Below are 13,729 nucleotides of genomic sequence, written 5' to 3' on the forward strand. Positions count from 1 at the left end.
CCGACGCTACTTCTCACGTAGCCTTGCGGTCATGTCGACTAGCGTGCAGGCCGCGCCTGCCACCGGATTGACCGCGGCGGAGGTCGAGCAACGTCGCCGCGACGGGCTCACCAACGATGTGCCGGACCGGGCCAGCCGCTCGGTCCGCGACATCGTCAGGGCCAACGTCTTCACCCGGATCAACGCCATCCTCGGCGTGCTGTTCATCCTGGTGCTGGCCACCGGATCGATCATCGACGGCATGTTCGGACTGCTGATCGTCGCCAACAGCGCGGTCGGCATCATCCAGGAGGTTCGCGCCAAGCGCACCCTGGACAAGCTGGCCATCGTCAGCCAGGCCAAGCCGACCGTGCGCCGCGACGGCAAGTCCGTCGAGCTGGCGCCGCGCGAGGTGGTGCTCGACGACCTGATCGAGCTCGGCCCCGGCGACCAGATCGTGGTGGACGGCGAGGTCGCGGAGGCCTCGCTGCTGGAGATCGACGAATCGCTGCTCACCGGCGAGGCCGACCCGATCGACAAGCAGATCGGCGCCGAGGTGATGTCGGGCAGCTACGTGGTCTCCGGCAGCGGCTGCTATCGCGCCACCAAGGTCGGCAAGGACGCCTACGCGGCGAAGCTGGCCGACGAGGCGAGCAAGTTCACCCTGGTCAAGTCGGAGCTGCGCAGCGGCATCGACACCATCCTGAAGGTGATCACCTACCTGCTCATCCCGGCGGGCGCGCTGAGCATCTACAACCAGCTGGTCTCCAGCAAGGAGTCGTGGCGGCCCGCGGTGACCGGCATGGTCGCGGCGCTGGTGCCGATGGTGCCGGAGGGCCTGGTGCTGATGACCTCGGTGGCCTTCGCGGTCGGCGTGGTCCGGCTCGGCAGGCGTCAGTGCCTGGTGCAGGAGCTGCCCGCCATCGAGGGGCTGGCCCGGGTCGACGTGGTGTGCGCGGACAAGACCGGCACGCTCACCGAGAACGGCATGCGCCTGTCCGAGATCAAGACGCTGGACTCCTTCGACGACAACGACATTCGACAGGCCCTGGCCGCGTTGGCGGCCGACGATCCGCGCCCGAACGCGAGTGTGCAGGCGATCGCCGAGGCGCTGCCGGACGGGCCCGGCTGGACGCGGACCGCGGTCGCGCCATTCTCCTCGGCCAAGAAGTGGAGCGGCTGCTCCTACGGCGAGCACGGCGACTGGCTGCTCGGCGCGCCCGACGTGCTGCTCGACGCGAAGTCCGAAGATGCCAGGGTGGCAGAGGAACTCGGCTCCTCGGGGCTGCGCATCCTGCTGCTGGCCCGCAGCGACCGCCCGGTCGACGCGGCGGACGCGCCGGGCACCGTGCGGCCCGCCGCGCTGGTGGTGCTGGAGCAGCGGGTCCGGCCGGACGCCAAGGAAACGCTCGAATACTTTGCCAGCCAGAACGTTTCGATCAAGGTGATCTCCGGCGACAACGCCGTCTCGGTGGGTGCGGTGGCCGCCTCGCTCGACCTCACCGGCGGCGACCACGCGGTCGACGCGCGCCAATTGCCCGAGGGCCGCGAACAACTCGCCGACGTGCTCGACCACGAGACCACCTTCGGCCGGGTCCGGCCGGACCAGAAGCGGGCCATGGTCGCCGCACTCCAGTCGCGCGGCCACACCGTCGCGATGACCGGCGACGGCGTGAACGACGTGCTGGCGCTCAAGGACGCCGACATCGGCGTCGCGATGGGCGCGGGCAGCCCGGCCACCCGCGCGGTGGCGCAGATCGTATTGCTGGACAACAAGTTCGCGACCCTGCCGTACGTGGTGGGCGAGGGCCGCCGGGTGATCGGCAATATCGAGCGGGTCTCGAATCTGTTCCTCACCAAGACCGTCTACTCGGTGCTGCTCGCCTTCCTGATCGGCATCGCCGGCGTCGGCTCGCAGATCTTCGGCTACGACCCGATCGGCTACCCGTTCCTGCCGCGGCACGTCACGATCGCCGCCTGGTTCACCATCGGCATCCCGGCGTTCGTTCTCTCGCTCGCGCCCAACAACGAGCGTGCCCGCAGCGGATTCGTCCGTCGCGTCATGCGATTGGCGATTCCGTCCGGCGTGGTGATCGGCGTCGCGACCTTCGTCGCCTACCTGATCGCCTATGCCGGTCCGGAGGCTTCCGCCCAGCAGAAGGAGCAGGCAGGCACCACCGCGTTGATCACGCTGATCATGATCGCGGTGTGGGTGCTCGCCATCGTCGCCCGGCCGTACGTGTGGTGGAAGGTGGTGCTGATCTCGGTGTCGGTCGGCGCGTACATCTTCCTGTTCAGCGTTCCGTTCACCCGGGAGTTCTTCAAACTGGACCCGTCCAATGTCGGGCTCACCACCGCCGCATTCATTTGTGGCGCTGTGGGTATCGTGCTCGTCGAGATCGCGTGGTGGGTGAGCGCGACACTGCTGGGGGAGAAAGCGCAGCTCTTCCCCACCCCGAATACGGCGGTTCCTGACAAACTGGACATCTGACCCGCCGCGCCGCGAGAACCCTTGTGCGGGGCGATCATTCAGTGTTGGAGTACCTTCTCCGAATATGGAGGTACTGCTGCACCAGATCGACGCGTTCGCGGACGCACCGTTCTCGGGCAACCCAGCCGCGGTGATGCCGCTCTCGTCGTGGCTCCCGGATTCGTTGCTGCAACACCTGGCCGAGGAGAACAACCTCGCCGAAACCGCCTTCTACACCGCGGAGTTACCCCCGGAGGCCGGTGCGCCGCCCGGGGATTGGCCCGCGTTCCACCTGCGCTGGTTCACTCCGGCGGTGGAGGTCGATATGTGCGGGCACGCCACCGTGGCCAGTGCCGCACAGATTTTGGAGGACATGCACCCGGGCGCGGACCGAGTGAGCTTCTTCACACGCAGCGGCTGGCTGCACGTGGACCGCACCGACGACGACGAGTTCGTGCTCGACCTGCCCGCGGTGCCCGCCACCGAGGTGACCCCCGATGTGGTGCTGGTCGCCGCGCTCGGCGTACACGCGGTGCGCGCCTACACCGGTACCGATGTGGTCATCGTGGTGGGCAGCGAACAGGAAGTCCGCGACGCCGCACCGATTTTCACCGCCTTCCCGCCGTTGCCGCGGGGCGCGATCGTCACCGCGCGCGGCGAGAGCGCCGACTTCGTCTCGCGCTTCTTCGCCCCGGGCGTCGGCGTGCCGGAGGACCCGGTCACCGGATCGGCGCACGCCCAACTGGTTCCGCTGTGGGCCCGTGAACTCGGCCGCACCGAACTCACCGCCCGCCAGCTCTCCCGGCGCGGCGGCAGCCTGCGCTGCGAGCTCGTCGGTGACCGGGTGCTGCTCGTCGGCCGGTGCCGCCGCTACCTGGACGGCGTTGTGCAGCTGCCGGACTGACCCGAACCCCGCGACTCGTCCGTGCCGCCACCGGGTCGCACGTGCCGACCTGGTGCCACCGAAATGTGGTCGCGCCGTGGCCGAGTCGCGCTTCGTCACCGCGGCGCACACGAATCACTGTGCGGCGCGGTGATGTCCGGCCTCCGCCGGGATGGAGCGGGGATGAGTCATCCCGGCGGAGGTCGGTTCCACACGTTCAGTGCAGGTTGCCGATGCTCCAGGCAGGTTTACTGGTCGGGCACTGGACCGTCGTCAGGACCGGGCCGGACGACATCCACTTGGTCGGGAAGCAGCGGCACTACGCCGAATCGGTCGGCTATCGCATCTGACGGCAGGGCCTGGACCGCGCGGATTCCGTTCTGCGCGGCGAGGTTTCGCAGACCGTCCAGTGGCCCGCGCAGAACGAGACCCACGGTGCACGCGCAGCCGGAACGGAGGCGAGCGGCGGAAAGCGCGTTGATATCGGCGGCACGCTGGTCGGCGACAGTGCGCGGAAGCAGCCAGGCCGCCGACTCGGCGGAGCTGACGGCCGCCTCGTCGCCGCGGGGGACCGGGACCGCGACCAACGGCGTCTGCACGCGGGGGATCGAAACCTGGTACAGCACTTGCGATATCCGCATGCCGCCGCTGTGCCGTGGAATCTGTTCCGGCACCAGAGGTTCGGTGAACGAGACCAGCGCCCAGTGGTCGGCGGTGTCCGTGCCTGCCAGCGAAGCCCGCGCTCGGGCAAGGTAATCCGCGACCTGCTCACCCTGCTCGGGACCGAGCCGATCGGTGGATACACCATCCTTGCGGGGCGGGTTCAGCACACCGAGCAGCACGATGAATACGACGAGGGCGACGGCCGCTGCCGCGAGGGCGAGCTGGCCCAGCGGCAGCGTCCGCCGGTCAGGCATTGCGCAGGACGTCCAAGGCGTGCTTCAGGTCGTCGGGGTACTCGCTGGTGATCTCCAGCCAGCGACCGTCCGCCGGATGGTTGAAGCCGAGCGAACGGGCATGCAGCCATTGCCTTTCCAGACCGAGGCGTTCGGCGAGGCGCGGGTCCGCGCCGTAGGTGAGGTCGCCGCAGCATGGGTGCCGGATCGCGGAGAAATGCACCCGGATCTGGTGGGTGCGGCCGGTTTCCAGATGGATGTCGAGCAGGCTCGCCGCCTGGAAGGCCTCGACCGTGTCGTAGTGCGTGATGCTCGGCCGCCCGTCCGCGGTCACCGCGAACTTCCAGTCGTTGCCGCGGGCCCGCCCGATCGGGGCGTCGATGGTGCCGCTGCTCGGGTCCGGATGTCCCTGCACCAGTGCGTGATACCGCTTGGCCACGGTGCGTTGCTTGAACGCGCGCTTGAGCACCGTGTACGCGTGCTCGGACTGCGCGACCACCATCACGCCGGAGGTGCCGACGTCGAGCCGGTGCACGATGCCCTGTCGTTCGTGCGCACCGGAGGTGGAGATGCGGTAGCCGGCCGCGGCCAGCCCGCCGATCACGGTCGGCCCGGACCAACCGACACCGGTGTGTGCCGCGACGCCGACCGGCTTGTCCACCGCGACGATGTCGTCGTCGGCGTAGAGGATCCGCATTCCCTCCACCGGCGCGACCTCGATGGAGAGCTCCCGCTTGGGTTCCGGGAAGATCACCTCGAGCCAGGCGCCCGCGGCGAGCCGGTCGGATTTGCCCGCGGCGACGCCGTCGAGCTGCACGGAGCCTTCCTCGGCGAGCGCCGCGACGGCGGTCCGGGACAGGCCGAGCAGCCGGGACAGGCCCGCGTCGACCCGCATGCCGTCGAGCCCGTCGGGAACGGGCATGGTCCGTGTTTCCCTCATGCAGTGTTTCCTTCGCTGGTCTTGTTCGCGGTGGTGTCGGCGGTGGCGGTGTCGGGCTCGTCGCGCCCGGTGCGCGTGCCGTTCGGCTCGAAACCGAACACGGTCAACACCACCAGCAGGATCGCGCCGCAGACGATCGACGAGTCCGCCACGTTGAACACCGGCCACCAGCCGATCGCGAGGAAATCGACCACATGCCCCTGCAGCGGTCCCGGCGCCCGGAACAGCCGATCGACCAGATTGCCGAGCGCGCCGCCGAGCACCATGCCGAGCCCGATCGCCCACCACAAGGAGCGCAGCGTGCGCCCGATGCGCACCACGCCAATCACCACGGCCGTGGCGACCAAGGTCAGCAGCCACGTCATGCCGGTCGCCATCGAGAAGGCTGCTCCGGGGTTGCGCACCAGGCTCAGTCGAGCCCAGTCACCGATCAGGTAGACCGGCTCGCCCGGCTGCAGGTTCGCCACGACGAGGCATTTGGTCAGCAGATCCAGGGCGAGCAGGATGACCGCGATGACGAGTAAGGTCCGCAGCCGCTGGGGCGGAGCCGCTGGTGTCGCCTCCTCGGCGGTGTTCGCTGGGTTCTCCTCGGGCGGCGGGTCGTCACTCACACGCACCATCATCGCTCGAGCTACCCGGCACCTTGTGCAGTGGTCACCCGCAAGACCCAGCTGACACTCAGGAACCGGTCGTACCCTGATGCTCGTGACGGTGTTGTCTTCCCCCCATATCCCGCGCTTCGCGCGGTCGGGTGTGTTGCTGATAGTGCTGGCGGTCGGCCTGACCGCGTTCGGAACCGGTTGCAGCGGTGGCGCTGAGTCGCGCTCGGAGCCGGAGAGCACCGAGCCCCTCGGTATCGGCAAAGAAGTGTCCGTGCCGATTCCGGCCGCGATCACCAATGTCGTCGCGCCGGGGGCCGAGCCGCGCTCGTTGCTGCGGCGGGACTACCCGGCGGGCACCGTGCAGCGGGTGACGCTGCATACCTCGCACCGGATCGCGCAGCAGATCAACGATCAACCCGCGCGCGACTTCTCCGCGCCCGCCCTGTCGATCCCGATGACCGCGCAGACCGACGCCGAGGGCATCGATCTCACGCTGGGTACCGTCACCACGCCGGATCCGGCGCTGGCCAAGGCGCTCACCAAGACCGGCGGTTCGCACGCCGGATTCGACCTCAGCGACCTCGGCGCGATCACCGCGCTGCGGCTCGAGCCGTCGCCGGACACCTCCAACCCGGCGCGCGCCGCGCTGGAACAAGCCTTCTATCAGGCGGTCTACCGCTCGATCGCGTTTCCCGATCAGCCGGTCGGCGAGGGCGCGGTCTGGACGGTGCGGCAGGAGATCAGCGGCGGGGTGACCCTCGACCAGGTGACCACCGCGACGCTGACCAAGCGCGACGGTGATCGGCTGACCATCGAGCTCGATGTCATCCAGCAGCCGAAGTCGGCGGTGTGGAACCTGCCCAACAACGCGGGCAAGCTCGACATCCAGGACTACGTCATGCAGGGCACCGGCACGATCACCGTCGATCTCGGACTGCCGCTGCCGGTCGCGGGCACCATCACAGTCGGCGGTCACCAGGGCTATCGCGACCCGCGCACCGAAAGTGTGTTGCAGCAGACGATCGATACGCAGGTGTCGTGGACCGAGTGACCCGCGGGTGCGGCGTGCTGCTCGTCGCCGCGACCACCGCGCTCGTTGCGGCGTGCGGATCGTCGAAGTCGCCCGCGCCCGAGACGTCGGACTTGCCGCCGCTGGGTCCGGTCACGGCCGCCGCGCCGGTGACCGGTGCGCTGATCGCGGACGCCGATCGGCTGCGCGATCAGCTGCTGACCAGCAAGAATCTGCCGCCGAACTTCACCGCGCTGCCCGCAAGGGCCGAGGCGCCCGCCGGGGTGCAGGGCTCGCCGACCGATCCGGCGGAATGCGCGAAAGTGCTCACGCCGCTGGGTGCGCAGCGACCGGGCGCGCTTGCTCAGGCGTCTATTCAATATGCGGGCCCGAATTTCTCCAGCATCGATATCGACGCGGCGAGTTTTCCGAATGCAGCTCTCGCGTCCGCGTTCTCGGACGTGCAGGCGTTGTTGCGCCGGTGCGCCCATTATTCCGGTGCGGATGCCACGGATATAGCGGTGGATTACCGGATCGGTGGTTTTCCGTCGCCGCAGGGCGGTGACGCGGTCACCGCCTTTCAGGTGCGTACCAGCAGTGATGGGTTGACGCTGCATTCGGCGGTCGCGCTCGTGCAGGTCGGCAGCACCTTGGCACAGGTGGCGGTGACCGCGCCGGAACCCGTCGAGCCGGCGGTGCTCAGCGATCTCACCGCCGCCCAGGTGCGCAGGCTACAGGGTGTTTCGGGGCCTTGATCAGGGCGGATTCGCCATGGGGCACGGTGTCGCGGAGCTAGGCTCGACAGGTCCGACACACCGCCTCGATGGAGGTTTCTCATGTCTGATGTCAAACCAGTGCCCGACGGCTACCCGGTGTTGTCGCCGGGCCTCGCGATCGACGGCGCCGCGGCCGCGATCGATTTCTACAAGCACGTTTTCGGCGCATCGGAGCGCATGCGCATGCCGGGGCCGGACGGCAAGGTCGCGCACTGCGAGCTGATGTTCGGTAATTCGCTCGTCATGATCGGCGACCCGTCCGAGGAAATGGATTTCCGGGACCCGAGGCAGGTCGGCGGCACGCCCGTCAATCTGCACGTCTACGTCGAGGACGCGGACGCCGCCTTCGGTGCCGCGATCGCCGCGGGCGCACGGGAACTCAGCCCGATGGCCGACCAGTTCTACGGCGACCGCAGCGGCGCCTTCGAGGATCCGTGGGGCCACCGCTGGACCGTGGCCACGCACACCGAGGACGTCGCACCCGACGAGATGGATCGGCGGATGCGGGAGCTGTTCGGTTAGCCGGAAGCCACCGAATCACCGACTACCCGAACGGGTTTCGCGGGCAGCGGCTTGACTGCCGGTCCGTTGGAGACCGAGCCGTCCAGGCGGTACCTGCTGCCGTGGCAGGTGCAGTTGATGGTGCCGCCGGACACCGAGGCGACCTTGCAGCCGGCGTGCGTGCAGACCGAGGACAGGCCGACGAAGTTGCCTGCGCTCGGCTGGGTCACCACGGTGTCGCCGACGATCACACCCCCGCCGAGGGGGATGTCGGCTGTCTTGGCGAGGGTGTTGTCGGTGGACTGACTCGGTCCCGTCTTTGTGTCTTTCGATGCTGGAGAGGCGTTTTCCTTGGCGGAAGTGCATGCGGTCAGCGCTGCGGCCGCGACTACGGCGCCTGCGGTGACCACGCCGCGGCGGGTGAAAGCCGATTTGTCGGGGGACATGGTGTATCTCCGATCAGAAATGTGGTGCTGAAGTCCCGTTGCCACAGGGCCACGGCCCGAGACGTTTCATACGGATCTCCTCGATATGCGGCCGTCGTCGGACGGCCGGAGCGACCCGGAACTGCGGGCTGTGCCGGTACCGCTCCACGCATTGTCAACGGGATGGGGCACTCCAACGGTTCAATCGAATATTCGCGGCACCGGTCCGTCGTCGTGTTATTGCGGTACGGGTCTGGTCGCGACGGCGGCCACCGCGCATCGCGGCTCAGGTCGGTCGGCCGCGCTGCGGTCGGCGCACCCGCGTCGGAGATCCGCTGTCGGAGCGGTGGACTGCGACCTAACGGCGTCCAGCTGTACCCATCGTGACTAGCTGTGTGCCGGTGCCACGGCAACATTCGCGGCCAAGGCGCGGGCAGCCTGGACGGTCAGTGCGGAGCCCGTGGTGAAGGCCGCGTCAAAGGCGGCTTCGCCCAGGGCAGCCCGGGTGATCGCGGTGGGGAGGTCGATGTCCGGACGCTCGGCGGGGAGGACAGGGATGCCGTTGTCCTCGCGCACGGTGTGGGCGGCACCGAGAAGCTGGGCGGCGGTGTCGAACTCGCCGAGGGCCGCCGCGGCTGATCCCAGTGCGGCCAGTGCGAACGTGGTGTCGCGTGGGGCCTCGATGCGCTGGGCGCCGTCGAGTGCCATCAGGTGCATGGCGAGGGCGGCGGACGGGTCACCGTGTTGTTCGATGAGGTAGCCGAGCTCGACCTGGAGCATGGGCACGAACAGCGGTGTCTCCTCACCGTCGGCCGGGGCGGTGGCGAGAATCTCCCGCAGAATGTGTTCGGCCACATCGGGTTTGCCGTTGCGGCGGGCGGTAAAGGCGAGCACGACGGAGGCGAAGAGCCGACCGGGCGCGTAACCGTGTTCGGTGGCGACCCGCACGGCCTGCTCGGCGAGGACTTCGGCGCGATCGAACTCGGTGTGCTGCATGGCGATCCAGCCGAGCCAGCAGAGGTGGGTGCACACCTGACCCCACAGCTCCAGCTCCTGTGCCAAACCCAGCGCCTCGGTGTGGATGTCGGTCGCACCGGACAGGTCGCCGGTCAGTTCGGCGAGGCCGCCGAGCCACTCGGCGGCTTGCAGTCTGCCCCAGCGGTCATCGATCTCGGCGAACAGCCGGGCGGCGGCGCGGGCGTGCTGCTCCAGCGCGGTCAGGTCGACGCGGCTGTGTGCGGCCTTGGCCAGGCAGACCTGGCCTAACGCTACGGCCCAGCGGTCACCGAGCTGCTCGCAGACCGGAAGCGCCTGGTGCACCAGGGCTTCCAGCTCCGGGATGTCGCCGGATTCGAGCGCGGAGAAGGCGAGAAACAGTTCGGCGCGTGCTCGGCCCGCCGGGTCGTCGACGGTGTCATACATGGCCGCGATGTCGCGCCGCTTGGCCGCGCCGTCGGCGAATTCGCCCTGCTGGAAGGTGAACCCGACCCGCCAGGCGAGTGCCGAGGCGCGCTGCCGTGCCGAACCACCCAGTGCCAGCGCGGTGTCGAACCAGCGCCGGGCTTCGGTCAACCGCCCGCGCAGCAGCCAATACCAAGCAAGTGCGCTGACCAGCCGCAAGGCCTCGTCGGCGGCACCGCCCCGAACGAATCCGGCCAGTGCCGCACGCAGATTCGCGGCCTCGGCATCCAGTCGCCGCAGCCACCGCTGCTGATCCGCACCGTGCAGCTCGGGCGCCGCCTGCTCGGCCAGCGTCAGGTAATACCGATGATGCGCCCGATGCACCGCATCGAACTCACCGGCCTCGGCCAGCCGATCGAGGCTGAACGCCGCGACCGACTCCAGCAGTCGATAACGCCGACCCGCGGCCTGCACGAGCGACCGGTCCACCAACCGAGCAACGACATCGGCGATGGTGGATTCGTCGAGCGGCGCATTGTCGGTGCCGACCGTCTCATCATCGAACTGCCCTGTGGCGCAGACAATTTCGGCAGCTTCGAGGGTGCACCCACCCGCATGTACAGCCAACCGGCGCAACACCGCCTGCTCGGTCGCGTCGAGCAGCTCCCAACTCCAGTCGATCATCGCCGTGAGCGTCTGCTGTCGCGGCGGCGCACCACGGTGGCCGGTAGCGAGCAGCCGGAACCTGTCATCGAGGCGGGCGACCATCTCGTGGACGCCGAGCGCACGCACGCGGGTCGCGGCAAGTTCCAGGGCCAGCGGTATGCCGTCGAGCCTGCGGCACAGCGTCGCGATCGGTTCGGCGGTGTCGGCGTCGAGCACGAAATCGCGGGCGCTCGCCCGGGCCCGGGCGACGAAAAGCTGTACCGCGCTGGTTTGTTCGAGATCGGCGACCTCGGCGTGCGATGCGGGCACCGCGAGCGGCTCGACCGCGACGACGTCCTCGCCCGGCAGGCGCAGTTGCTCTTGGCTGGTGGCCAGGATGTGCAGGTTCGGCGCCGCGCCGAGCAGCAGTTCGGCGAGATCGGCGGCGTGCTCCACCACGTGTTCGCAGTTGTCCAGCACCAGCAGTAGTTCCTGCTCGGCGAGCACCTCGCACAGCAACTCGACCGGGTCGGCGCCATCGCTTGCGCGGATGCCGAGCACCTGGGAGACCGCGTCGACGAGGAAGGTCGCGCCGTCGGCCGCGGTCGGCTGCAGTGGCGCCAACTCGACCAGCCAAGTGCCATGCGGGAATCGGTCGGTGAGCGCGGTCGCGGCGGCCAGCGCGAGCCGGGTTTTGCCGACCCCGCCAGGACCGGTCAGCGTGACGAGGCGGGTATCGGCGACGACGCGGCGTAGCTCGGCGAGATCCGTGGCGCGGCCGATGAGCTCGGTGCGCTGGGCGGGGATATTGGAACTGCGCCGCCGCAGCACCGTTTCCGGCCGTGGCGCGGCGAGTTCGAGGTCCTGGCCGAGGATCGAGCGTTGCAGCGCGACCAATTCCGGGCTCGGGTCGAGGCCGAGCTCGTCGGCCAGTTGTCTGCGCAGATCCTCGTAGCTGTCGAGTGCTTCAGCCTGTCGTCCCGCACCGTACAGCGCCCGCAGCTGCGCGCCGCGAAGTCGTTCGCGCAGTGGATGTTCGGTGACGACGGTGGCGAGATCGCTGGCAACGTCGCGGTATTCGCCCAGCGACAGGCGCGTCTCGGCCAGTTCTTCCACCGCGACGAGCCGCTGCTCCTCCAGCTGCGCGATGGCGGGCTGCGCGAAGGTGGCGTCGCGAAAGTCCGCGAACGCCGGTCCGCGCCACAGGCCGAGCGCCTCGCTCAGTGCCTCGGCTCTGGCCCGCGGTTCGGCCGTCTCGCGGGCGGTCGCCTCCAGTGCGCGGAAGCGCAGCGCGTCGAGCTCGGTGCAGGCGAGCCGGTAGCCGGGCGGCGGCGAGACCACCAGGTGGCGGCCGCCGGGTTCGGCGTCCTCCAGCGCCCGGCGCAGCTGGGACGCCTTGGCGGCCAGGGTGCCCGCCGGATTGCCGGGCGGTTCATCGGCCCAGATGTCGTCGATAAGCCGGTCACCGGACACCGGTTGCCCGGCGTTGACCAGCAGGTCCGCCAGCAGCGCGCGCACCTTGGTGCCGGGGATGGGCACGGGTGTGCCGGAATCCGTCCAGACCGCCAACGGACCGAGCACACCGAAACGCATACGAGGCAGCTTAGCGACGGTGTTGTCCAGCGGAATCACACCGTAAACAAACCGGAAGGTGCGCCCGTCAGAGTTGCTGACAACACGGAAACAACACACCGAAAGAGCCCGCCATGAAACTCACCACCCTCTTCGCCGCCGCCCTCGCCGCGACCGCCTTGCTGACCGGCTGCGGCACCGCCGACGTCCCGGCCGAGGCTGCCAAGCCCGGCGCCTACGCCGATGTGAACGGTCTGCACATGTACTACGAGGTGCACGGCACCCCGACCGAGCAGCCGCCGCTGGTGCTGCTGCACGGGGCGTTGTCCGGCATCGGCACCGACTTCGGCCAGCTGATCCCGGAACTGTCCAAGACCCGCCAGGTCATCGCCGTCGAACAGCAGGCGCACGGCCGCACCGCCGACATCGACCGTCCGCTGCGCACGCCGCAGATGGCCGAGGACACCGTGGCACTGCTGCGCACACTCGGTGTCCAGCGCGCCGACATTTTCGGCTACAGCATGGGTGCCGGTGTCGCCCTGCAGATTTCGCTCACCCACCCCGAGCTGGTGCGTAAGCAGATTCTCGCCGCGGGCGGTCTCGACGCCGGTGCGATGCACCCCGGTCTGCTGGAGGGACTCGCCGAGCTGAAGCCCGAACAGCTGCACGGCTCGCCGTTCCACGACGACTACCTGAAGAACGCGCCGCGCCCCGAAGACTTTCCGCGCCTGGTGGCCCGGGTGACCGAACACGATCAGAACGCCAGTCCGGTGTTCGCGGCAGACGCGGTGCGCCAGAGCAAAGCCCCCACGCTGACGGTGATCGGTGACTCCGACATCATCCGGCCCGAGCACGCGGTCGAGATGTTCCGCTTGTTCGGCGGCGGCATCATGGGCGACAGCCCCGCCGGACTGCCGGATTCACAGCTGGCCATCCTGCCCGGCACCTCGCACATCACCCTGGTGCACCGGCCCGAACTGCTGCTGCCGATGATCCCGGCCTTCCTCGACGCCCCCGTCAAGGCGACCCGATGACCGGCACCGGCCGGTTGCGGGTGGCGCTGATCGTCGGCAGCACCCGCGCCGGGCGGTTCGGGCCGACGGTGGCCGACTGGTTCGCCGGTCGGCTCCGCCGCCGCGACCTCGACCTGGACCGCATCGATCTCGCCGCCGCCGGCCTGCCCGACCAGCTGACCGGCCACGACGAACCGGCCCCCGCCGCCGTGCGGACCCTCGGCGACCGGCTCGCCGCCGCCGACGCTTTCATCGTCGTCACCCCCGAATACAACCGCAGCTTCCCGGCGGCGGTGAAGAACGCCATCGACTGGTTCGACACCGAATGGGCCGCCAAGCCAGTCACCGTCGTCGGCTACGGCAGCGACACCGACGGCGGCCACGCCGCCACCCAGCTCCGCCAGATCTTCGGTGAACTCAACGCCGTCCCCATCCGCCGCACCATCACCATCACCAAAACCTGGCAGCGCTTCGCCGCCGACGGCACCTGGCCCCGCCGCGACCCCGAACTGGACGAAGCCGTCAACACCCTCCTAGACCAACTCCTCTGGTGGGCCACCGCCCTCCGCACCGCCCGCACCACAACCCCTTTCGTGCGATAGGGAGCAACCGAAGAG

Annotated in this window: 12 protein-coding genes; 7 read left to right on the forward strand and 5 right to left on the reverse strand. The window is 69.2% G+C overall.

Features of this window, described 5'->3' with window-relative positions:
• The first annotated feature begins 31 nt into the window (after positions 1-31).
• Both DBO33_RS12485 and DBO33_RS12490 read left to right on the forward strand, forming a co-directional pair.
• Positions 32-2,470, forward strand: coding sequence for an HAD-IC family P-type ATPase (locus tag DBO33_RS12485; RefSeq protein WP_107655177.1), 2,439 nt, complete (start codon positions 32-34; stop codon positions 2,468-2,470).
• 64 nt (positions 2,471-2,534) lie between these two features.
• Positions 2,535-3,353, forward strand: a complete 819-nt coding sequence (locus tag DBO33_RS12490; RefSeq protein WP_107655178.1) for a PhzF family phenazine biosynthesis protein — start codon at positions 2,535-2,537, stop codon at positions 3,351-3,353.
• 227 nt (positions 3,354-3,580) lie between these two features.
• Here DBO33_RS12490 and DBO33_RS12495 read toward each other — a convergent pair whose 3' ends face one another.
• Genes DBO33_RS12495 through lspA form a run of 3 tightly spaced genes read right to left on the reverse strand, consistent with a single transcriptional unit; the run spans position 3,581 to position 5,791 of the window.
• Complete coding sequence (locus DBO33_RS12495; RefSeq protein ID WP_107655179.1) at positions 3,581-4,249, reverse strand: hypothetical protein; 669 nt, start codon at positions 4,247-4,249, stop codon at positions 3,581-3,583.
• Positions 4,242-5,168: an RluA family pseudouridine synthase gene (locus DBO33_RS12500; RefSeq protein ID WP_107655180.1), complete on the reverse strand. Its 927-nt coding sequence runs from the start codon at positions 5,166-5,168 to the stop codon at positions 4,242-4,244. The genes DBO33_RS12495 and DBO33_RS12500 overlap by 8 nt, the downstream gene beginning before the upstream one ends.
• Positions 5,165-5,791, reverse strand: a complete 627-nt coding sequence (gene lspA / locus DBO33_RS12505) for a signal peptidase II (RefSeq protein WP_107655181.1) — start codon at positions 5,789-5,791, stop codon at positions 5,165-5,167. Before lspA ends, DBO33_RS12500 begins: the two co-directional genes overlap by 4 nt.
• 76 nt (positions 5,792-5,867) lie before the next feature.
• Here lspA and DBO33_RS12510 point away from each other — a divergent pair, with 76 nt between their 5' ends.
• The 3 genes from DBO33_RS12510 (at position 5,868) to DBO33_RS12520 (ending at position 8,077) form a co-directional block, all read left to right on the forward strand.
• Entirely contained in the window at positions 5,868-6,821 is a 954-nt protein-coding gene (locus tag DBO33_RS12510; RefSeq protein WP_107655182.1) for a hypothetical protein, read from the forward strand.
• Positions 6,809-7,534, forward strand: a complete 726-nt coding sequence (locus tag DBO33_RS12515; protein WP_234390805.1) for a hypothetical protein — start codon at positions 6,809-6,811, stop codon at positions 7,532-7,534. Before DBO33_RS12510 ends, DBO33_RS12515 begins: the two co-directional genes overlap by 13 nt.
• Positions 7,535-7,615: 81 nt before the next feature.
• Complete coding sequence (locus tag DBO33_RS12520; RefSeq protein WP_107655184.1) at positions 7,616-8,077, forward strand: VOC family protein; 462 nt, start codon at positions 7,616-7,618, stop codon at positions 8,075-8,077.
• On the opposite strand, the gene DBO33_RS12525 is transcribed toward DBO33_RS12520, so the two are convergent.
• On the reverse strand, positions 8,074-8,502 hold the full coding sequence (locus DBO33_RS12525) for a Rieske (2Fe-2S) protein (RefSeq protein ID WP_107655185.1): 429 nt from the start codon (positions 8,500-8,502) through the stop codon (positions 8,074-8,076). The two genes, DBO33_RS12520 and DBO33_RS12525, sit on opposite strands and share 4 nt — an antisense overlap.
• A gap of 366 nt (positions 8,503-8,868) precedes the next feature.
• Positions 8,869-12,120 carry a BTAD domain-containing putative transcriptional regulator gene (locus tag DBO33_RS12530; protein ID WP_107660205.1) on the reverse strand — a complete coding sequence of 1,084 codons (3,252 nt, stop codon included), beginning with the start codon at positions 12,118-12,120 and terminating at the stop codon, positions 8,869-8,871.
• Positions 12,121-12,233: 113 nt separating this feature from the next.
• Here DBO33_RS12530 and DBO33_RS12535 point away from each other — a divergent pair, with 113 nt between their 5' ends.
• Both DBO33_RS12535 and DBO33_RS12540 read left to right on the forward strand, forming a co-directional pair.
• Positions 12,234-13,133, forward strand: a complete 900-nt coding sequence (locus DBO33_RS12535; protein ID WP_107655186.1) for an alpha/beta fold hydrolase — start codon at positions 12,234-12,236, stop codon at positions 13,131-13,133.
• Positions 13,130-13,714, forward strand: a complete 585-nt coding sequence (locus DBO33_RS12540; protein WP_107655187.1) for an NADPH-dependent FMN reductase — start codon at positions 13,130-13,132, stop codon at positions 13,712-13,714. The genes DBO33_RS12535 and DBO33_RS12540 overlap by 4 nt, the downstream gene beginning before the upstream one ends.
• Positions 13,715-13,729 lie beyond the last annotated feature (15 nt).

It is taken from the genome of Nocardia suismassiliense, from assembly GCF_900269665.1.
In the GTDB taxonomy this organism is placed as follows: Bacteria; Actinomycetota; Actinomycetes; order Mycobacteriales; family Mycobacteriaceae; genus Nocardia; species Nocardia suismassiliense.